A 20,082-nucleotide genomic window follows, 5' to 3' on the forward strand; every position below is an offset into this window, starting at 1 on the left:
ACAACCCTAACTACTCCGAACGGCCCAACACGGAGCGTGTCCACGATGTGGACGGTGGATTCCACACCGCCGCGCGCATGTGGCTAGGCTTGCCCCGTGGCTCGCGCTCTCCTGCTTCTCCGCCGCGACGGGGTCTGACCAGACCGGCTCCCCGTCGCGGAGTTCGGCGTTTCCGCCGGTCGACACACCACCGTCGAACCCGGAGAACCCCTAGCGATGAGCACCCCAGACTCGATACCGAACGTCCCCAGCAGGCTGCGCACCCCCACCCGCCCGGCCCCGACCGAGCAGCCCGCGTGGAACACCCAGCGCGGCTCCGCGATGCCGGTGCACCGCTACCGCCCGTTCCACGAGCTGGTCGAGCCGATCGACCTGGCGGACCGCACCTGGCCGACCAAGCGGATCACCACCGCCCCGCTGTGGTGCGCGGTCGACCTGCGCGACGGCAACCAGGCGCTGATCGACCCGATGTCGCCCGCCCGCAAGCGCCGGATGTTCGACCTGCTGGTGCGCATGGGCTACAAGGAGATCGAGGTCGGCTTCCCGGCCGCCAGCCAGACCGACTTCGACTTCGTGCGCGAGATCATCACCGAGGGCGCGGTCCCCGACGACGTGCGGGTGCAGGTGCTCACCCAGGCCCGCCCCGAGCTGATCGAGCGCACCTTCGAGGCGCTGGAGGGCGCGCACAGCGCCGTCGTGCACCTGTACAACTCGACGTCGATCCTGCAGCGGCGGGTGGTGTTCCGCTCCGACCGCGCGGGCATCAAGAAGATCGCCACCGACGGCGCCGAGACCGTGCTGGCCTTCGCCGAGAAGTACGGCGAGACCGACTTCCGGTTCGAGTACTCCCCCGAGTCCTACACCGGAACCGAGCTGTCCTACGCGGTCGAGGTGTGCGCGGCCGTCGCCGACGTCTGGCAGCCGACCCCGGACCGGCCGATGATCGTCAACCTGCCCGCGACCGTCGAGATGGCCACGCCCAACGTCTACGCCGACTCGATCGAGTGGATGCACCGCAACCTGCCCAACCGCGAGTCGCTGATCCTGAGCCTGCACCCGCACAACGACCGGGGCACCGGGGTCGCCGCCGCCGAACTGGGCTACCTGGCTGGCGCCGACCGCATCGAGGGCTGCCTGTTCGGCAACGGCGAGCGCACCGGCAACGTCGACCTGGTCACCCTGGGGATGAACCTGTTCAGCCAGGGCATCGACCCGCAGATCGACTTCTCCGACATCGACGAGATCCGCCGCACCGTCGAGTACTGCAACCAGCTGCCGGTCGCCGAGCGCCACCCGTGGGGCGGCGACCTGGTGTTCACCGCGTTCTCCGGCAGCCACCAGGACGCGATCAACAAGGGCCTGGACGCGCTCGCGGTGTCCGCCGAGGCCGCGGGCGTGCCGATCGACGAGCACGACTGGGAGGTCCCGTACCTGCCGATCGACCCGAAGGACGTCGGCCGCTCCTACGAGGCGGTCATCCGGGTCAACTCGCAGTCCGGCAAGGGCGGCGTCGCCTACGTGATGAAGACCGAGCACCAGCTGAAGCTGCCGCGCCGCCTGCAGATCGAGTTCTCCCAGGTCATCCAGGCCGTCACCGACAGCGAGGGCGGCGAGGTCACCCCCAAGGAGATGTGGGACGTCTTCGCCACCGAGTACCTGGACCGCGTCTCCCCGCTGCGCCTGCGCCGCCACAGCATCTCCGACGACGGCGAGGGCCGCGACGAGATCACCGCCGTCGTCGAGGTCGAGGGCGACACCCACGAGGTCCACGGCGTCGGCAACGGCCCCATCGCCGCCTTCGTCGACGCCATAGCCTCAGTCGGCTTCGACGTCCGCGTCCTCGACTACTCCGAACACGCCCTCACCTCCGGCGACGACGCCCGAGCCGCCGCCTACGTCGAATGCGCCATCGGCAACAAGTCCCTGTGGGGCGTAGCCGTGGACAGCTCCATCGTCACCGCCTCCCTGCGCGCGGTCGTCTCCGCCGTAAACCGAGCCATGCGCTAGAGACCCACGAACAACAGGGCCGGGTGTCTCTTATGGACACCCGGCCCTTCTCTTTGCCCAACAACACCGTTGGCCCCAAGACCACCCGCTGACGACGTTGGCCCCGAGACGCCCGCCCAACGACGTTGCCCCCTGGACACCCGCCGACAACGTTTCCCCAAAACGCCCGCCGACGACGTTGGCCCACCACCGCTCCCTCAAGCCGCTGGTGCCAGGCCGGCTCGATGGGGTGGACTTGTTTTGTGTGGGGGAGGACCACCCGCAGCGTCGTTGCGCGGACAGGGCCATGCTTTTCGGCCCCTGCTTTGCGGTCCTGCCACGGGTGGTCTCGGGGCCCCGCACAAAACAAGTTCGCCCCATCGAGCTTCGCTCGAAAATCGCGTCAATCCGATGGCGCAGCCGAGGCGTCTACCGCGGCGAAGCGAAGGCCCGAGACCCGGACTTCCCCCAGCTCAACGCCCCACCAACCACGGCAGCCAAGATCAAATCGTCTCAAGCACGCCCCGATATACAGCCTACCGAGCGGCACGCAAGCCCAGAGAGGCTGAAAGTCGAGACTGTGGACACCCACGCCCCATGTGGACAACCCCCAGAAACGCAAAAGCGGACCCAAGCCCACAGACCCAGGTCCGCCGTCACGTCTACCTCAAGCAGCAGACCCCGTCGGGTCGATCGTCAGCTTGGTCGTGTTCTCCGGGAAGTGGCACGCAGCCTGGTGTCCCGGCGCGAGCTCAGCCAGCGGCGGCTCAGTCGTCTTGCAGACTTCCTGGGCCTTCCAGCAGCGCGTGTGGAAGCGGCAGCCCGAGGGTGGGTTGATCGGGCTGGGGACGTCGCCGGAGAGGCGGATTCGTTCGCGGTTGTCGCGGCGGTTGGTGTCGGGGATGGGGACGGCCGACAGGAGGGCGACGGTGTACGGGTGCATGGGGCGCTCGTACAGGGAGGTGCGGTCGGCGATCTCCATGATCTTGCCGAGGTACATGACCGCGACCCGGTCGGAGACGTGGCGCACGACGGAGAGGTCGTGGGCGATCATCACGTAGGTCAGGTCGAACTCGTTCTGCAGGTCTTCCATCAGGTTGACGACCTGGGCCTGGATGGAGACGTCGAGCGCGGAGACCGGTTCGTCGGCGACGATGACCTTGGGGCGCAGGGCCAGGGTGCGGGCGATGCCGATGCGCTGGCGCTGGCCGCCGGAGAACTCGTGCGGGTAGCGGTTGTAGTGCTCGGGGCTGAGGCCGACGAGCTCCAGCAGCTCCTGCACCGCGCGCTTGACGCCGTGCTCGGTCTTCACCTTCTGCAGGCGGAACGGGGCGCCGATGATGGCGCCGACGGTGTGCCTGGGGTTCAGCGAGCCGTACGGGTCCTGGAAGATCATCTGGATGTCGCGGCGCATCGGGCGCATGGCGCTCGCCGACAGGTGCGTGATGTCGCGGCCGTCCAGGGTGATCGTGCCGCCGGTCGGCTCGATGAGCCTGGTCAGCAGCCGACCGGTGGTCGTCTTGCCGCAGCCGGACTCGCCGACCAGCGACAGGGTCTCGCCGCGCTTCACCGTGAAGGTGAGGCCGTCGACGGCCTGCACGGCGCCCACCTGGCGCTGCAGCAGGCCGCGCCGGATCGGGAAGTGCTTCTGCAGGTCGGTGGCGACCAGCAGGTCCTCGCCGAGGCGGCGGTCGGCCGCGGCGGTCTCGGTCTTGGTGCTCACGGCGTCCTCGCTCACAGCTTCGGCCTGATCTCGGTGTCCCAGATGCGGAGGCGATCCTCCGCACCGAGGTGGCAGGCGATGTGGTGACCGCCGCCGACGTCGCGGAACTCCGGGCGGACCGTGAAGCTCAGGTCGCCGTTGGTCCCCGCGTACGCGCACCGCGGGTTGAACGGGCAACCCTCCGGCACGTTGATCAGGCTCGGCGGCGTGCCCTTGATGGGCTGCAGCCGTTCGGTGCGCTCCCGGTCGAGCCGGGGCATGGATCCGAGCAGGCCCCAGGTGTAGGGGTGCTGCGGGGAGTTGAAGATGTCGGCCGCGGTGCTGTACTCGACCGCGCGACCGGCGTACATGACCATGATGTCGTCGGCCAGCTCGGCGACGACGCCCAGGTCGTGGGTGATGATCACGACGGCGGAGTTGAACTCGGCCTGCAGGTCCCGGATCAGGTCCAGGATCTGCGCCTGCACGGTCACGTCGAGCGCGGTGGTCGGCTCGTCGGCGATGAGCAGCTCCGGGTCGCACGACAGCGCCATCGCGATCATCGCGCGCTGGCGCATGCCACCGGAGAACTGGTGCGGGTAGTCGTCCACCCGGGACTTGGGGTTGGGGATGCCGACCCGGTCGAGCAGGTCGATGGCGTGCTTGCGGGCGACCGCCTTGGTGACCTTGTTGTGGATCCGGTACGCCTCGATGATCTGGCTGCCCACCGAGTAGAACGGGTGCATCGCCGAGAGCGGGTCCTGGAAGATCATCGCCATCCGCTTGCCGCGCAGCAGGCGGACCCGCTCCGGGGACATGCCGACCAGGTTCTGCCCGTCGAGCAGGATCTCGCCGGTGATCTTGGCGGTGCCCCTCTTGTGCAGGCCCATGATCGACAGGCTGGTCACGCTCTTGCCGGAACCGGACTCGCCGACGATGCCGAGGGTCTTGCCGCGGTCGACGCTGAAGGACAGGTCGTCGACCGAGCGGACCACGCCGTCATCGGTCGGGAAGTGCACGCGCAGCTCGCGGACCTGGAGGAACGCGCCGCTGTCGACCGGGGCCGGCCGGATCGCGGCACCGCCGAGGTTGTCTTCATGCTGGGTCACTTGGCACGCACCCTCGGGTCGACGACGGCGTAGAGGAGGTCGACGATCAGGTTGGCCAGCACCACGAAGAACGCGGCCAGGATCGTGACGCCCATGACCTTGGGCAGGTCGTAGTTGGTGATCCCGTCGATGGCGTACTTGCCGAGGCCCTGCAGGGAGAACGCGCTCTCGGTGAGGATCGCGCCGCCGAGCAGCAGGCCGACGTCGAGGCCGAAGATGGTCAGGATCGGGGTCAGCGCGCCGCGCAGGCCGTGCCGGACGACGACCGTCCGCTCGGGCAGGCCCTTCGCGCGCGCGGTCCGGATGAAGTCCTCGTTCATCGTCTCCAGCATCCCGGCGCGGGTGAGCCGCGCGTACTGGGCGGAGAACAGCAGCGCCAGGGTGATCCACGGCAGCAGCAGGTTGTACGCCCATTCACCGGGGTTGTCGATGAACGGGGTGTACGAGCCGCCGACGGCGGTCCAGCCGAGGTTGTAGCTGAAGATCGACAGGGACAGCAGACCGGTGAAGAAGATGGGGAGCGACACGCCCGCGAGCGAGACGCTCATCGCGGCGCGGTCGAAGACGGTGCCCTTGCGCAGCGCGGACAGGGTGCCGACGGCGACGCCGCCGACCAGCCACAGCACCGCGGCGCCGACCGCCAGCGACATGGTGACCGGCAACCGGTCCATCAGGTCGGGGAAGACCGGCTGGTTGTTGCGGAAGGAGTACCCGAGGCACGGGGCGGGGCAGTGCTCGACACCGGTGCCGTAGCTGTAGTCGGCGCCGACGAAGATGCCCTTCACCCAGTCCCAGTACTGGACGTAGATCGGGTCGTAGAACCCGAGGCGCTCAGCGGTCTCGCGGACGGTGTCGGCGGTCGCGGCCCGACCCACGTAGCGGGTCGCCAGGGTCTCCGGCGACGAGCCAAGCAACTTGGGCATGAGGAAGAAGATCGAGAACGTCACCGCGCTGACGACGAACAGCAGCACGATGGCCGCAAAGAGCCGCCTGATGATGTATGTGATCACGATGGCCGGCAGGCGGAGAACAGGCCCGGGAGGTCGTCCCGGGCCTGTTCTCCTGTCGCCTTCACCTACCTAACGTCGGAAAGCCACAAGGGAGGAGTTACGCGACACCAACGGACAGGTAGTCGTACTGGCCGTAAGCGGTCGAGACGAAGATGTTGCTCAGCTTCTTCGGCCGCACCAGCAGCGACTTGGCGTGCACGCCCGGGAGGATGACCGCCTCTTCCATGACGCGCTTGTCGATGGCGCCCCAGTCGGCCTCGCGCTTGGACTTGTCGGTCTCGCCGATCGCCTCGTCGAGGAGCTTGTCGACGTCGGGGATGCGCACGGAGACGTTGGACGAGCCACCGGTCTCGCGGATGACCCGGCTGTCGACGATCTGCGACAGGAAGCCGAAGCCGTCGGACCAGTCGGCCTGCCAGCCGTTGAGGGCCAGACCCAGGTTGTTCGCCTTGACGTAGGGCGGGTTGCCAGCGAACTGGGAGAAGTAGTCACCCTGCGGGAAGGCCTTCAGCGTCAGCTTGATGCCGACCCGGCCGAGGGACTGCTGCAGCGCCTCAGCGGCCGCCTTCTCCTTCGGGCGCTCGGCCCGGTAGGCGATGTTGGTCTCGAAGCCGTTGGGCTGGCCGCACTCCTGCAGCTTCGCCTTGGCCTTCTCGACGTCACCCTTGTTGTCGGCACCGGCCGGGTACAGGTCGAACTTGCTCGCACCCGGGATCTGCGGCGGGAGCAGGTTGGTCGCGATGTCGCCGCCGGAGAACGAGCCGCCGTAAGCGGTCTGGTAGCCGGTGCGGTCGGTCGCGTACTGGATGGCCTCGCGGCACGCCTTGTTGTCCAGCGGGGCCACGGTGGGCGACACGCTGGTGTACCAGAGGCGGGTGGAGGACGGGTTGTCCGCGTTGGCCTTGAGGGCCGGGTCGCCGAGCACGCGGCTCAGCGAGGCGGGCTGGACGCCGGTGCCGGTGATGTCGATGTCGAGGTCACCGGAGATGAGCCGGTTGTCGATGTCGTCGGCGTTGACGTTCATGGTGACTTCGTACTTGTCCGGCAGCGCCTTGCGGTTCGGGTCGGTCGACGCGTCCCACTTGTCGTTGCGGACCAGGGTGAAGCCCTTGTCGATCTCGTTCTTCTCGAACTTGTAGGGGCCCGTCGCGATGACGTGCTCCTTGTACTTCGCGCCGGTGTCCTTGGCCTCGGGGACCGGGGCCGTCTGCGGCATCATCGCGAAGTAGTCGAACCCACCGAAGGGCTGCTTCAGGTGGAAGATGATCGTCTGGTCGTCCGGGGTCTCGATGGCCGAGTCCGTGTTGACGTCCTTGGACTTGTACGGGCCCTTGTAGCCGTCGGGCAGGTTGAGGTAGCCCTCGAAGTACGCCGGACCGTTGGGGAAGGTCTCCTTGTCGGTCGAGCGCAGCACCGCGTACTTGACGTCCTTGGACGTGACCTCGGTGCCGTCCTCGAACTTCACGCCCTTGCGGAGCTTGTAGGTCCAGGTCTTGCCGCCGTCGCTCGGCTCGCCCAGCTTCTCGGCGAGGTCGGGCACCAGCTCGGAGGAGCCGTCGCCGGGCGCGGGCTTGAACATCACCAGCGACCGGGCGTAGGTCCGCAGGAAGTTCCAGGAGTAGCCGTAGTAGGTCTCACCCGGGTCGAGGGAGTCCCACGTACCGGCGTTGGCGACCCGGACCGTACCGCCCTTCTTGTCGGAAGGGTTGAAGATGGTCGTCATGGCCGCGTTGAAGGCTGGGGTGTTTGCGCCCCCGTTGCCCCCGGTGCTGCCGCCGTTGGAGCTCGTTCCGCCACCACAGGCGGACAGCCCCATAACGACAGCCGCGCCCGCGGCGACCGCGGTTACCAAGCGCTTGCTGTTCATTGTGCTGTTGCACCCTTTCTTCCAGGAGCAATTCCGGGACTACAACTCACCTATCGGGCACGGGGGTCGAGCGCGTCGCGCAGGCCATCGCCGAACAGGTTGAACGCGAGCACGGTCACGAAGATGGCGAGACCGGGCCAGAGCATGAAGTGCGGCATCGTGTAGTAGCGCGACGCGTCCGAGAGCATTCCGCCCCAGGTCGCGGTCGGCGCGTTGATACCGACTCCGAGGAACGACAGAGCCGACTCGAACAGGATGTTCGTCGGGATCAGCAGCGTCGCGTAGACCAGGATCGGCGCGACGAGGTTGGGCAGCAGTTCGCGGAACAGGATGTACGGTCCGCGCGCGCCGAGGCTGCGGGCGGCGTCGACGAACTCCCGTTCGCGCAGCGACAGCGTCTGCCCGCGCACGATGCGGCCGATGTAGGGCCAGTTGAAGAAGCCGATGATGAAGGTCAGCAGGCCGATCCGGACCATCTCCGGGGAGAGGCCGAACGCGGTGTCGGGCAGCACGCCGACCAGCGCCATCGCGAAGACGAGCAGCGGGAAGGCGAGGAAGACGTCCATCAACCGGCTGATCAGCGTGTCGACCCAGCCGCCGAAGTAGCCCGCGATGATCCCCATGGTGGTGCCGATGACCACCGAGAGCAGCGTGGCCAGCGTCGCGATCAGCAGCGAGATCCAAGACCCGGCGAAGATGCGGGCCAGCATGTCGCGGCCGTTGACCGGTTCGACGCCGAGCGGGTGGTCGAGCGACATGCCGCCGAAGGTGCCCTTCGGGGCCAGCGTGCCGAACTCGGTGTCGATCAGGTCCTGGTGGAAGTCGTTGGGGTGCACCACGTCGAAGACGCGGTCGAGCAGCAGAGCGGCGATCGCGACCAGGATCAGCAGGGCGATGACGATCGCACCGGCGATCGCGACCTTGTCCCGCTTGAGCCGCATCCACGCGATCTGACCGAGCGAACGCCCCTGGATCGCTTTCTTGCTCACGCCCTTGAGCGCGGCCTCCGGGTCCGCTTCCGCGGCAGAGCCGGTGACCTCTGGAGGAGCCGTCATGCCGCCGACCGTCCCCGTCCGGGCGACTGCGCGACAGATCGTGGGCGGCTCGTGTTGCCGTCCGGTCGACCGGTTCGCGCGGATCGCTGGTAAGCCATCACGCACTCCTCGTGTCCGGTTCACTGACTCCGGGATCTCACCGTGTGGTGGCCGACCATAGCCGCTCAGATCACCATCCCTTAGCTACGGGAGGTCACGATCCGGCCAACTGCCATACACAGAATCACCGGTACGCGACTGAAAAGACACGCAGAGTGAGACTCGGCCCGGATTTGTCCGCTGAACGGACGGACGAGGGACGTGACCGGTCACACGGACGCCATGATCGTCGCGCGCCCCGCGGTCCCGTCGACGGCGTACCAGCCCGCCTCGAATGCCTGCCAGCGCAGCAGTTCCGCCCGCGCGGCGGCGCCGTCGCGGGCGACCGCGCGTTCCAGGCGGCGCACGGGGTCGGCGAGCTCGCACCAGATCAGCGCGGACAGTGACGGCGTGATCGATCTGCGGCCCGAGGAGACCCCCTCGACCAGCAGCGTCGCGGGCACCGGGACGTCGACCCAGTCGCCGGGCACCGGCTCGCCGTTCACCCACTGTGTTCGGCGGTATCGACCGGGTCGCCCTGCCCCGAGCGGGTGGAATACACCGGTTTCCAGCCTCGGCCACCACGCGATCGGGTCGTCCCAGGTCGCGAAGTCGTCGGTAGAGACGAGCCAGGAATCGGGCAAGTGGGCCGCCAGCGCGGCGGCGTAGGTGCTCTTCCCCGAGCCGGATGGACCATCGATGGCGACCAACCGGACCCCGCCGAGCCTCGGTGCGGTGGCGCGAACGGCGGCGGCGACGGCCTTCACCCCTGCCGGATGACCCCTATCCCGTTCCCAGTCATCCACAGTATTGCGAGCTCAAGACGATCACTGCATCCTCTGTGGACAGTTAAACCGTTCGCCTGCCGGACAGCGCCCTGCCCAGGGTCAGCTCGTCGGCGAACTCCAGGTCGCCACCCATCGGCAGGCCGGAGGCGAGCCGGGTGACGGTCAGGCCGGGGAAGTCGCGCAGCATCCGCACCAGGTAGGTGGCGGTCGCCTCGCCCTCGGTGTTCGGGTCCATCGCCAGGATGACCTCGGTGATCTCCTGGGCGGAGATCCGCGACAGCAGCTGCCGGATGCGCAGCTGCTCGGGTCCGACGCCGGAGAGCGGGTCCAGCGCGCCGCCGAGCACGTGGTAGCGGCCCTTGAACTCGCGGGTGCGCTCGATCGCGAGCACGTCCTTGGGCTCCTCGACCACGCACACCGCGGTCGGGTCCCGGCGCGCGTCGCGGCAGATGCGGCAGGTGGTCTCCTCGGAGACGTTGCCGCAGACGTCGCAGAAGACGACGCCCTCCTTGACCTTCTGCAGCGCGTCCTGCAACCGGCCGACATCAGCCGGTTCGGCGGCCAGCAGGTGGAAGGCGATCCGCTGGGCGCTCTTGGGACCGACCCCGGGCAGCCTGCCCAGCTCGTCGATCAGATCCTGGACCGGTCCCTCGTACACCCGTCCCTCACAGCCCCGGCAGGCCGAGGCCGCCGCCGCCGAGCCCGCCCGCGAGCGGACCCATCTTCTCCTCGGCCAGGCGCTGGGCGTTGTTGCCCGCGTCCCGCACCGCGGCGACGACCAGGTCGGCCAGCGTCTCGGTGTCGTCCGGGTCGACCACCTTCGGGTCGATCACCAGGGCCTTGAGCTCACCGGCACCGGACACCGTCGCGGTCACCAGACCACCACCGGAGGTGCCGGTGACCTCGGCGTCGGCCAGTTCCTGCTGGGCGGAGAGCAGTTGTTCCTGCATCTTCTGCGCCTGCGCCAGGATCGCCTGCATGTCGGGTGCGCCGCCTCCGGGAAACACCGCGGCCCCTCTCGTCTTGGGTTGGTGCCATACCCAGCTTAGAGGGCCGCGCACTGTGGCATCGTGGGCCCGTGCTGAGACGACGTGCCGGACTGGCGTTCGGCTGTGTGCTCGCTGTTGTGCTGTCTGCTTGCGGCGGGGAGGAGCCCGTTCCAGCGCAGACCTTGGGGACCACTTCGGTAGCCCCAACGACCACCACGACTACTACCTCTATTACGTCGACTACGACTCCGCCACCATCTACAACCACGACCACCACCACCACGACCAAGGCGCCGACCACGACCACCAAGCCGGTGAAGGCCGTTCCCGGTGGCAAGGTCGTAGTGCTCGACCCGGGGCACAACGGCGGCAATGCCAGCCACGCGGCCGAGATCAACCGGCTGGTCCCGGCGGGTAGGGGTCGGTCCAAGCCGTGCAACACCACCGGTACCGCTACCGGGAACGGTTACGCCGAGCACGCCTTCACCTGGGATCTAGCCATGAGGGTGCGTGACGCGTTGACCGCGCGCGGCGTCAAGGTAGTGCTGACCAGGCCGGACAACACGGGTGTCGGCCCCTGCGTCGACCGGCGCGCGGCGATCGGCAACGACTCCGGCGCGGACGCCGTGGTGTCGCTGCACGCGGACGGCTCGACCACGGCGGGAGCCCACGGCTTCCACATCGCCTACTCGGCTCCCCCGCTCAACGACGCCCAGGGCGAGCCGTCGCTGCGGCTGGCCAGGTCCCTGCGCGACGGCATGGTCGCGGCCGGTCTGGCGACGTCCACCTACATCGGGAAGCAGGGCCTGTCCCCGCGCGACGACCTCGGCGGGTTGAACCTGTCGACCCGTCCCGCGGCGCTCGTCGAGTGCGGCAACATGCGCGACCCGGCGGAGGCGGCAGTCCTATCGAGTGCGGCGGGCAGGCAGCGCTATGCAGACGCGATCGCGAACGGGGTCCTCGGGTACCTGGGCTGACTCTCCTGTGACAAGGTGGAGATCATGTCCGGGATGCGGGTGCTCGACGTCGACGAGCAGGAGCGGTTGCTGATCGCGCTGTCCGATGCCGACCAGGTCCGCCTGGTCGAGGTCGACGCCAAGGGCAAGAGCCGGGAGCTGGCGGTGGTCCCCGAGGCCACCACCGCGCGGTACCTGCCCGGCGAGCGCAAAGTCGTGGTGCAGCACGGGACCCCGGCGCGGCTGTCGCTGGTCCGGGTGGGCGGCAAGCTCACCCCGCTGGTCGGTTCGGCCGACCACGCCAACGAGCTCCTCGGCGTCCTACCCGGCCGGATCGTGTACCGCACCAACAGGAAGCACCGGCTGCTCTACAGCGTTGTCATCCGCAACGTCCTCGTGGGCGAGGAGCAGGCCGTCTACGACCGCGGCGGCGCTGTCATCGAATCGGCGGTCAGCCCCAACAGCCGCTACATCGCGATTCGCTTGCCCCGCAAGCTGGTCCTGGTCGACACCATGCCGGTCACCGAGGATGACCACGTCCGGCTGATCTCCCCCGAACCCGCGACCCGCGGACGGGTGAACCTGCGCTGGCTGCCGGACTCCACGCGGTTGACGGCGGTGGAGTACGAGGCCGAGTCGGCCCGCGTGGTCCGCTACGACGTGGCCAGCGAGAGCTGGCACCCGCTGGTGGTGTCGCTCGACCCGACCGCCCAGGGCTGGACCGCGCCGGACGGGCGCCGGGTGGCGGTGGCCGTGGGCAACGAGCTGTCGTTCTACCAGGCCGACAACGGCCGGTTCCTCCGCTCCGCGACGATCGACGGCGAGATCGCGGACTTCCTCTGGTCCCCCGACTCGCGCACCGTGGCGCTGCGCACGGCCACCGGGGAGAACGCCGTGGTGCAGGCGGAATCCGCGGCCGTCCGCCAGGTGCGGGTGTCCTGACCTACTCGACCGGGCGCGCGCCGAGGGTGTCGGCGAGGAGCTTGAGCATGACGGCCTCCGGGTCCTGCTGACGCGTCGAGGCGTCGTTGGGGTCCGGCTTGACGGCCGCCTGGGCCATCATCTCCTCTTCGTCCTCCGGCTCCGGCGGGAGATCGGGCTCCGGCGGCTCGGGCGGGGGGATCTCGTCGGCCGGTGTGGCGGTGGCCGGTGGCTGGACCTGGCGCCGGGGCGGCTCGTAGCTGCGGGCGGGCTCCGCGGCCGGTCGCGCCGGGCGGGGTGCCTGCGCGGCCGCGCCTGGCTCGGCGTGCACGCAGCGGACCTGCCAACGTCCGCCGAGGACGGTGCCCAGGGCCTGGGCGATGGCGTCGGCGTTGCGCGGGTCGCCGAGGCGGCGGGCCAGCGGGGCGGCGGGGTGCGCGATCACCACGGTCTCGCCCTCGACCGACTGGACGGTCGCGTTGGTCAGCATCGCCTCGGTGCTGCGGCTGGTCGAGCGGACGACCGTGAGCAGCTCCGGCCAGACGCGGCGGATGGCGGCGGCGTCCAGCGCGCCCGGGGCGCCTGGCTCGACCGGCTGCGGCGCGGGTTCGGGCACGGGCTCAGGTGCGGGCTCGGCGGCACGCGGCGGCTCGGGCGTCCGCACAGGTTCCGGGGCACGCGCAGGAGTCCGCGCGGGCTCGGGGGCTCGCGGCGGTTCCGCGGCTCGCGGGGGCTCGGGGGCAGGCTCCGGGGTGCGCGCCGGCTGCGCGGGGCGGGCGGGCTGCGCGGGCTCGGCGGCGCGCTGGGACGGTCGAGTCGCGACCGGGCGGGCCGGGGCGTCGGCGACGGGCGCGGCGGAGAGCCTGCGCTCCATCTGCTCCAAGCGCTGCAAGACAGCCGAGTCGGCCGCCGCGTCCGTTGGCACCGCTCCAGGTAGGAGCATCCGGGCGCACAACAGCTCTAGCAGCAGCCTGGGCGCGGTAGCACCACGCATCTCGACCAGTCCGGTGTGCACGATCTCGGCGTACCGGGCCAGGGTGGCGGCGCCGAGCCGTTCGGCCTGCCCGACCATGCGGCCGAGTTCGTCCTCCGGCGCGTTGACCAGACCCCGGGTGGCCGCGTCCGGCACCGCGCGGATCAGAACCAGGTCGCGCAGCCGGTCAAGCAGGTCGGAGGCGAAGCGGCGCGGGTCGTGACCGGCCTCGACCAAGCGGTCGACCGTGCTGTAGACCGCCGACGCGTCGCCAGCGCCGAGACCGTCGACCATGTCGTCGATGAGGGCCACGTCGGTCACGCCGAGCAGCGACACCGCGCGCTCGTAGGTGACGCCCTCGGGGCCCGCACCGGCGAGCAGCTGGTCGAGCACCGACTGGGTGTCGCGGGCCGAACCGCCGCCCGCCCGGATGACCAGCGGGAAGACCGCAGGCTCGACCTTGGCGTTCTCCGCGGCGCAGTTGCGCTCCAGCAGCTCGCGCATGGAGCTGGGCGGGATCAGCCGGAACGGGTAGTGGTGGGTCCGCGACCGGATGGTCGGCAGCACCTTGTCCGGCTCGGTGGTCGCGAAGATGAAGACGAGGTGCTCCGGCGGCTCCTCGACGATCTTGAGCAGCGCGTTGAAGCCCTGGGTGGTGACCATGTGCGCCTCGTCGACGATGAACACCCGGTAGAGGGAGTTCGCCGGGGCGAAGAAGGCCCGGTCGCGCAGCTCGCGGGCGTCGTCGACACCACCGTGGCTGGCCGCGTCGAGCTCGACGACGTCGACCGTGCCGGGGCCGTTGGGGGCGAGCCCGATGCACGAGTCGCACACGCCGCACGGCTCGTCGGTCGGCCCCTTGGCGCAGTTGAGCGACCTGGCCAGGATGCGCGCACTGGAGGTCTTGCCGCAGCCGCGCGGCCCGGAGAAGAGGTAGGCGTGGTTGACCCGACCCGCCGCCAGCGCCGTGCGCAGCGGGATCGTGACGTGTTCCTGTCCGACGACCTCGGCGAAGGTCGCCGGCCGGTACTTGCGGTAGAGGGCGAGCGCCACGCCGCGACACTACCGGTCGGCACCGACACCCCGGGAATCCGACCGCCCCCGGCCGCGTTGGTCGGTACGTGCCTATCCCGTACTCGGTCCTCGACCTCGCCCCGGTGGCCAGTGGCTCATCGGAGACCACGGCGCTGCGCAACAGCCTCGACCTCGCCAGGACCACCGAGCGGCTCGGGTACCACCGGTACTGGGTCGCCGAGCACCACAACATGCCGGGCATCGCCAGCTCCGCGCCCGCGGTGCTGCTCGCGCACATCGCCATGGCCACCGAGCACATCCGCGTCGGCTCCGGCGGGGTGATGCTGCCCAACCACGCGCCGCTGGTGGTGGCCGAGCAGTTCGGCATGCTGGAGGCGCTGCACCCGGGTCGGGTCGACCTGGGCATCGGGCGGGCGCCCGGCACGGACCAGGTGACGGCGCGGGCGCTGCGGCGCACGGAGGGTTCGCTGTCGGCGGACGACTTCCCCGAACAGCTCATCGAGTTGGCGAACTACTTCACCGGTCGTGACTCGAACGGGGTCACGGCCGTACCCGCATTGGGCAACCAGCCCACGATCTGGTTGTTGGGCTCCAGCGGCTACAGCGCCCAAGCGGCCGGGTACCTCGGACTGCCGTTCGCGTTCGCTCACCACTTCAGCTCGGAGAACACGCTCCCGGCGCTAGAGCTGTACCGGGAGAAGTTCAAGCCGTCGGCCGTCTTGTCCCAGCCGTACTCGATGATCGCGGTGAACGTGGTCTGCGCGGAGGACGACGAGACCGCGGTGCGCCTGGCTGAGCCCGCCGCGCTGCAGTTCCTCCAGCTGCGCAAGGGGTCGCCGGGGCGCCTGCCCTCACCGGAGGAGACCGCCGCGTACCCGTACACCGACCTGGACCGGCACTTCATCGCGGAGCGGATGTCCAGCCAGATCGTCGGCGGGCCGGAGACGGTGCGGGCGCGCATCGATGACCTGCTGGCCAGGACCGGGGTGCAGGAGCTGATGATCACCACGAGCGTGTTCGACCACGCGGACCGGGTGCGCAGCTACGAGCGGGTGGCCGAGATCGTGGGACTGGCACCGGCGCAGGCGGCGTAAGAGACGAAAGGGGACCCCGCGCACCTGCCAGAGCCCGCTTATCCTTGCTGCCTTCCGGCCCTGGGGAGGTTCGCGAGATGAACACCGCGCGGGGTCCTCGGCAAGTGTAGCGGGACACGGCCCGCGCCACCGCCGCCGGGGCAGGACTCCCGCCTGCCGCACCGGACAACACCTGGACAACTGCCCGGTTGGGGTGTGATTCAGCCCACGGTTGCCCGCTTGGCGGCGGTACCCTGTACGCCCTGAGGGCGACCCAACGGGAGCAGGGCGTGTCCCAACCGGCGGACAAGCACACGAGCATCCTCGCCGTCGACGTCGAGAGCTACGGCGACGTTCGGCGAACCGACCGACACCAGAAAGTGGTCAGGGACGGCCTCTATGCGGCCCTGCACCGCGCGCTGGACAGAGCAAGACTCCCGTGGGGCTACCACGAGGACCGCGGCGACGGCCTGTTCCTGCTCGTCCCGGACGTACCCAAGGGCGAGTTGGTGGCGTCGCTACCGCACGAGTTGGCAGCGGCGTTGCGCGAGCACAACGCCGACCACGGGCCAGAGACGCAGATACGGCTAAGAGTTGTCGTACACGCCGGTGAAGTCGGCACCGACGACAACGGCAAGCACGGCAGGGACCTCGACCACGCGTTCCGGCTGCTGGACTCCCAGCCTCTTCGCGATGTGCTCGCCGACTCCTCCGGCGTGCTCGCCATAGCGGTGTCAGGCTGGTTCTTCGAGCACGTCGTGAAGCACCAGCCTGCCGCAAACCCGGCGATCTACCGCTCTTACACCGTGCGGCAGAAGGAAACCAAGACCACGACGTGGATCTGCACGCCCGACTCCCCGCGCCCGGTAAGAGCAAAACCGTCTCTTCGCCTACCTGCGGTGCAGTTGCCCAAACTGCCCAAGGTCCAGCTACCTCGGCCGAGGTGGCAGGCGGTCGTGCTCACGTCGCTGCTGCTGCTCGCACCCACGACCAACCTCTTGGCGGGTGCGGCGGCCCCTGACACCAGGTGCGCGAATCCCGTACAGCTCAACGTGCTCACGTCGACGGAGATGGCGCCCGCGCTACGACTTCTCGCGCTGAACTTCGAGCGGACGTCCTATCAAGCCGATGAGAACAAGTGCAGGCAAGCCCGGGTGCTGGTCATGGCCGACACCTACGGCGGCGCGGTCGACGCGCTCGGCCAAGGCTGGTCCGGCGGCAACGACCTGCGTGACCACGGGCCGGAACCGCACGTGTGGGTGCCCGATTCGACCGTCGACATAGACCACGTCGCGGCCAGGCTCGCGAAGGTGCCGGGGATCGGCGCGACGCTGGAGCAACGACCGGGCATCGCGCGGTCGCCGATCGTCCTCGCCGCGCCGAAGTCGGTGGTCGACGCGCTGCGCCCCGTCGGCGGCCAGTGGGTGACCTGGCAGTCCGTCGTGCAGGCGGCGAGCAGCCGGGGCGGGTTCAGCAGGCCCGACCCGCGGTCGTCGAGCGCGGGGATGCTGGCGACGATCGCGTACTTCCGCTACCGCCTGGACCAGCCCCAGCTCACACCGCAGGTGATGAGCGCGGAGTCGGTACCGCGCCTCGTGCACGGCGCCGAGCGGGAGATCCCGTTCGCGCCCAACCGCGACAGCGGGAGCCTGCTGTGCACCATCCGCGCCAACCCCGGTCAGCTCGCCGCGCTGGTGTCGGAGAAGGCCGTCATCGACTACAACCGGGGCAGGCAACTGGGCAGCGACTGCTCCGCGACGGCGCGGCCGGAAGCCCTGACGCCGCTGTACCTGCGGACCGACTCGCCGGTCCAGGACTACCCGTTCGTGGTCGTGCGCTGGACCGACCGACCGGAGCACCACCAGCGCCGCCAGGTGATCGACCGGTTCTACGAGTACCTGATGAGCCCGTCGGCGGCCGCCGACCTGCGCAACTCCGGTTTCCGCGACCCCGGCGGGCACATCGGGCGCGACGAGGGACAGGTGCCCGCGCTGCCGAGGCCGCTGCCGGTCAGCCCCGAGTCCGCGTTCGACGAGGTGGAGAGCGCGGCGGTCGCGGGGAGCACGCACCCCCGGGTGTTGTTCGCGGTGGACGTCGGGCAGACGATGGGCGCGCCGTTCCAGCGGGGCAACCGGGTCCAGACCGCGACCGAACTGGTGCGCCGGTTGCTCCAGGAGTTCGGGGACACCGACGAGGTCGGGTTGCTGGCCTTCGGTAGGACTGCCGAAGACGTTGTGCCGCTGGGAACCGGTCAGACCAGCGCCATCCGGAAGGCCGCACGGCCCGACTTTCCTCTTACCGCAGGCAACTCCGATGTCTACGGAGCCATAGTGGCGGGTATGGATCGACTGCGGGCAGACCGGACTGCCGATGGTACGGACCTCCTCGTCATAGTCACTGACTCCGCTACCGCCGACGTGAGCCAGGCGGACATGCCCGCGTTGAAGGCAAAAGTAGCCGGGCAAGGCCCACGGCCGACGCGGCTTCTTGTGATCAACCTGCTCGCGGGCGCGTGCCGGTCCGCAGGCCTCACCGACATCGCGACGGCGGCGGCTGGCAGGTGCATAGACCTGGCTTCCGTGGAGACGGACGCCGCGCGATTGGCCAACCTGGTCGCGATAGGGCTTTGGAGGTAAGGATGAAGAAGCTCCTCTGCACAAGCCTAGCGGTGGTTTTCGTGGCCGCGGGCGCGTGCACCACCGGCCGCGCCATCGACGACCGCGTCCACGCCAGAGGTCCGATCACCTTCGTCGACGGCCGGGACACAACTCTGGACACGCAGGTGAAACGGTTGGTGGACCGCTGGAACAACCGCCGTGGCATCAAGGAACGGGTGACGTTCGTCGAGCAGTCATCGTCCTCCGACTCACACCGGGCGTCACTGGTCGCCGCAGCCCAAGACGGCGCACTGCCCGGCGCGCGCGGTAGGTGCAACGACGTCATGGCGGTCGACGCTGTGTGGACCGCAGAGTTCGCCAGGGCGGACTACCTGTTGCCGTTGGACCCAACGGAGTTCGACATGGGCAAGTTCCTCCACGTTCCGGTCCAGAACGCCACCGTCGACGGCAAGCTCTACGCGATACCGGCGCGCACCGACGCGGGGCTCCTCTTCTACCGCAAGGACTATCTCGACGAGCAGCGACTCAGTCCACCGAAGACTTGGGACGAACTCATCGCGATCGCCACCAAGCTGATGCCCATCTATGACATAGACGGCTACGTAGGGCAGCTTTCGCGGTACGAGGGTCTTACCGTCAACGCCCTAGAGGCGATCTGGGCCAACGGCGGCGACCTAACCACCGACGGCGCGATCACCATCAACTCCCCCCAGGCCAAGCAGGGCGTCGAGATGCTCGCCCGCGGCCTGCGCGACGGCTGGATCCCCCGCGCGGCCACCGGGTTCAACGAGGAACGCAGCCGCGAGCACTTCCAGGCGGGCAAGGCCCTGTTCATGCGCAACTGGCCGTACGCCTACCCGAAGGTCACCGCCCCGGACTCCCCGGTGGCCAACGCCGTCGGCGTGACCACCCTCCCCGGCCCCAGCGCCCTCGGCGGCTGGAACCTGGCCATCTCGCCCTGCTCCCAACACCAGCAGACCGCCCGCGACTTCATCCGCTTCTACACCGAGGAGAACGAGCAAGAGGAACTGTTCGCCAATGGCGGCTTCGCCCCGACCGTCCGCAGCCTCTACACAGATCCCGTGCTGCGCGGCAAGTTCCCCTACCTGGAAGTCCTGCACAACAGCCTCGACCGCGCCCGCGACCGGGTCCAGACCGAGCAGTACGACCGGGTCTCCGACCTCATGCAGGAAAACCTGCACAGCGCCCTCGACCGAGTCGAAGGCGTCTCCCCCCGCCTCGACCAACTAGCCGAGGAGATGCGCGCGACCCTGCACTGAACGCCCGAAGCGCCGCCCACCCAACGGTGACCGGCGCTCCTGTGGCGGAGGATGGGGGATTTGAACCCCCGAGGGTTTTAACACCCAACACGATTTCCAATCGTGCGCACTAGGCCACTATGCGAATCCTCCGCCGGAGAGGATACCGGACGGCCGTCCGGCCAGCCAAAACCGGGGTCCTCACAGGCTCCCACCAGCGCGAACACCCGCTGGGCCGCGTGCTGTCGGGTCGCGTGGCCGAACCCCCGGATTGCCGCAGGCGGGCAATTCCTCACCCGATCGACGGAATCTTTCCTGAGTCAGGCGTTGAGGACGTGTTCCCGACCCCAGTCGCCGAGGGGGGCCAGGGCGGTGTTGAGGGAGTGGCCGAGGGGGGTGAGGGAGTACTCGACGTGGGGTGGGGTCACCGGGTGGGCCTGGCGGTCGACGATGCCGTCGGCTTCCAGTTCGCGGAGGTGGTCGGTGAGGACCTTCTCCGTGATGCCGGGCAGGTTGCGGCGGAGGTCGCCGAAGCGGCGCGGGTGGTCGTTGAGGGCCCACAGGATGAGGACCTTCCACTTGCCGCCGATGACGTCCATGGCCGCGTCGATGCCGCAGTGGTGGGCGCCGGGGCGGGGCGTGGTGGCCATGCCTCCAGAGTGC

The 20,082-nt window shown here is 69.3% G+C and carries 16 protein-coding genes, 1 tRNA gene and 1 other RNA gene; 6 read left to right on the forward strand and 12 right to left on the reverse strand.

Annotated features, from left to right (window positions below):
- The first annotated feature begins 216 nt into the window (after positions 1 to 216).
- Entirely contained in the window at positions 217 to 2,007 is a 1,791-nt protein-coding gene (gene leuA, locus LV79_RS03545) for a 2-isopropylmalate synthase (protein ID WP_253831964.1), read from the forward strand.
- A 646-nt stretch (positions 2,008 to 2,653) separates the two neighbouring features.
- Here the strand turns inward: leuA and LV79_RS03550 are convergent.
- From LV79_RS03550 to LV79_RS03585, 8 genes are all read right to left on the reverse strand, one after another.
- Complete coding sequence (locus tag LV79_RS03550) at positions 2,654 to 3,709, reverse strand: ABC transporter ATP-binding protein (protein ID WP_253831966.1); 1,056 nt, start codon at positions 3,707 to 3,709, stop codon at positions 2,654 to 2,656.
- Positions 3,710 to 3,720: 11 nt separating this feature from the next.
- A complete protein-coding gene (locus tag LV79_RS03555) occupies positions 3,721 to 4,797 on the reverse strand; it encodes an ABC transporter ATP-binding protein (protein WP_253831968.1) in 1,077 nt (358 codons plus the stop codon).
- Entirely contained in the window at positions 4,794 to 5,807 is a 1,014-nt protein-coding gene (locus tag LV79_RS03560) for an ABC transporter permease (RefSeq protein ID WP_253831970.1), read from the reverse strand. Before LV79_RS03560 ends, LV79_RS03555 begins: the two co-directional genes overlap by 4 nt.
- A 97-nt stretch (positions 5,808 to 5,904) precedes the next feature.
- Positions 5,905 to 7,530, reverse strand: a complete 1,626-nt coding sequence (locus tag LV79_RS03565; protein ID WP_253831973.1) for an ABC transporter substrate-binding protein — start codon at positions 7,528 to 7,530, stop codon at positions 5,905 to 5,907.
- Between the two features lie 194 nt (positions 7,531 to 7,724).
- The gene (locus LV79_RS03570; RefSeq protein WP_253831976.1) at positions 7,725 to 8,729 is read right to left on the reverse strand and encodes an ABC transporter permease; all 1,005 of its coding nucleotides are present in this window, start codon (positions 8,727 to 8,729) and stop codon (positions 7,725 to 7,727) included.
- Between the two features lie 308 nt (positions 8,730 to 9,037).
- Positions 9,038 to 9,574 carry a uridine kinase family protein gene (locus tag LV79_RS03575; RefSeq protein ID WP_253831978.1) on the reverse strand — a complete coding sequence of 179 codons (537 nt, stop codon included), beginning with the start codon at positions 9,572 to 9,574 and terminating at the stop codon, positions 9,038 to 9,040.
- 82 nt (positions 9,575 to 9,656) lie between these two features.
- Positions 9,657 to 10,253, reverse strand: coding sequence for a recombination mediator RecR (recR, locus tag LV79_RS03580; RefSeq protein WP_253831980.1), 597 nt, complete (start codon positions 10,251 to 10,253; stop codon positions 9,657 to 9,659).
- A 7-nt stretch (positions 10,254 to 10,260) separates the two neighbouring features.
- On the reverse strand, positions 10,261 to 10,575 hold the full coding sequence (locus LV79_RS03585) for a YbaB/EbfC family nucleoid-associated protein (protein WP_253831982.1): 315 nt from the start codon (positions 10,573 to 10,575) through the stop codon (positions 10,261 to 10,263).
- Positions 10,576 to 10,673: 98 nt separating this feature from the next.
- Here LV79_RS03585 and LV79_RS03590 point away from each other — a divergent pair, with 98 nt between their 5' ends.
- Positions 10,674 to 11,561: an N-acetylmuramoyl-L-alanine amidase gene (locus LV79_RS03590; protein WP_253831984.1), complete on the forward strand. Its 888-nt coding sequence runs from the start codon at positions 10,674 to 10,676 to the stop codon at positions 11,559 to 11,561.
- 24 nt (positions 11,562 to 11,585) lie between these two features.
- Positions 11,586 to 12,482, forward strand: a complete 897-nt coding sequence (locus LV79_RS03595) for a hypothetical protein (protein ID WP_253831986.1) — start codon at positions 11,586 to 11,588, stop codon at positions 12,480 to 12,482.
- A gap of 1 nt (position 12,483) precedes the next feature.
- Here the strand turns inward: LV79_RS03595 and LV79_RS03600 are convergent, their stop codons facing one another.
- Positions 12,484 to 14,487, reverse strand: a complete 2,004-nt coding sequence (locus LV79_RS03600; protein ID WP_253831988.1) for a DNA polymerase III subunit gamma and tau — start codon at positions 14,485 to 14,487, stop codon at positions 12,484 to 12,486.
- 74 nt (positions 14,488 to 14,561) lie between these two features.
- Here LV79_RS03600 and LV79_RS03605 point away from each other — a divergent pair, with 74 nt between their 5' ends.
- On the forward strand, positions 14,562 to 15,563 hold the full coding sequence (locus tag LV79_RS03605; RefSeq protein WP_253835753.1) for an LLM class flavin-dependent oxidoreductase: 1,002 nt from the start codon (positions 14,562 to 14,564) through the stop codon (positions 15,561 to 15,563).
- Between the two features lie 5 nt (positions 15,564 to 15,568).
- On the opposite strand, the gene ffs is transcribed toward LV79_RS03605, so the two are convergent.
- An RNA gene (ffs, locus tag LV79_RS03610) (signal recognition particle sRNA small type) lies at positions 15,569 to 15,663 on the reverse strand.
- 169 nt (positions 15,664 to 15,832) lie between these two features.
- On the opposite strand from ffs, the gene LV79_RS03615 reads away from it, so the two are divergent.
- Positions 15,833 to 18,178, forward strand: coding sequence for a vWA domain-containing protein (locus LV79_RS03615; RefSeq protein WP_253831990.1), 2,346 nt, complete (start codon positions 15,833 to 15,835; stop codon positions 18,176 to 18,178).
- 2 nt (positions 18,179 to 18,180) lie between these two features.
- Positions 18,181 to 19,440, forward strand: a complete 1,260-nt coding sequence (locus tag LV79_RS03620; protein WP_253831992.1) for an ABC transporter substrate-binding protein — start codon at positions 18,181 to 18,183, stop codon at positions 19,438 to 19,440.
- Between the two features lie 42 nt (positions 19,441 to 19,482).
- Here the strand turns inward: LV79_RS03620 and LV79_RS03625 are convergent.
- Positions 19,483 to 19,572 (reverse strand) — tRNA-Ser (locus LV79_RS03625).
- A gap of 167 nt (positions 19,573 to 19,739) precedes the next feature.
- The gene (locus LV79_RS03630) at positions 19,740 to 20,069 is read right to left on the reverse strand and encodes a winged helix-turn-helix transcriptional regulator (RefSeq protein ID WP_253831994.1); all 330 of its coding nucleotides are present in this window, start codon (positions 20,067 to 20,069) and stop codon (positions 19,740 to 19,742) included.
- Positions 20,070 to 20,082 lie beyond the last annotated feature (13 nt).

This window comes from Actinokineospora globicatena (genome assembly GCF_024171945.1).
Classification (GTDB): domain Bacteria; phylum Actinomycetota; class Actinomycetes; order Mycobacteriales; family Pseudonocardiaceae; genus Actinokineospora; species Actinokineospora globicatena.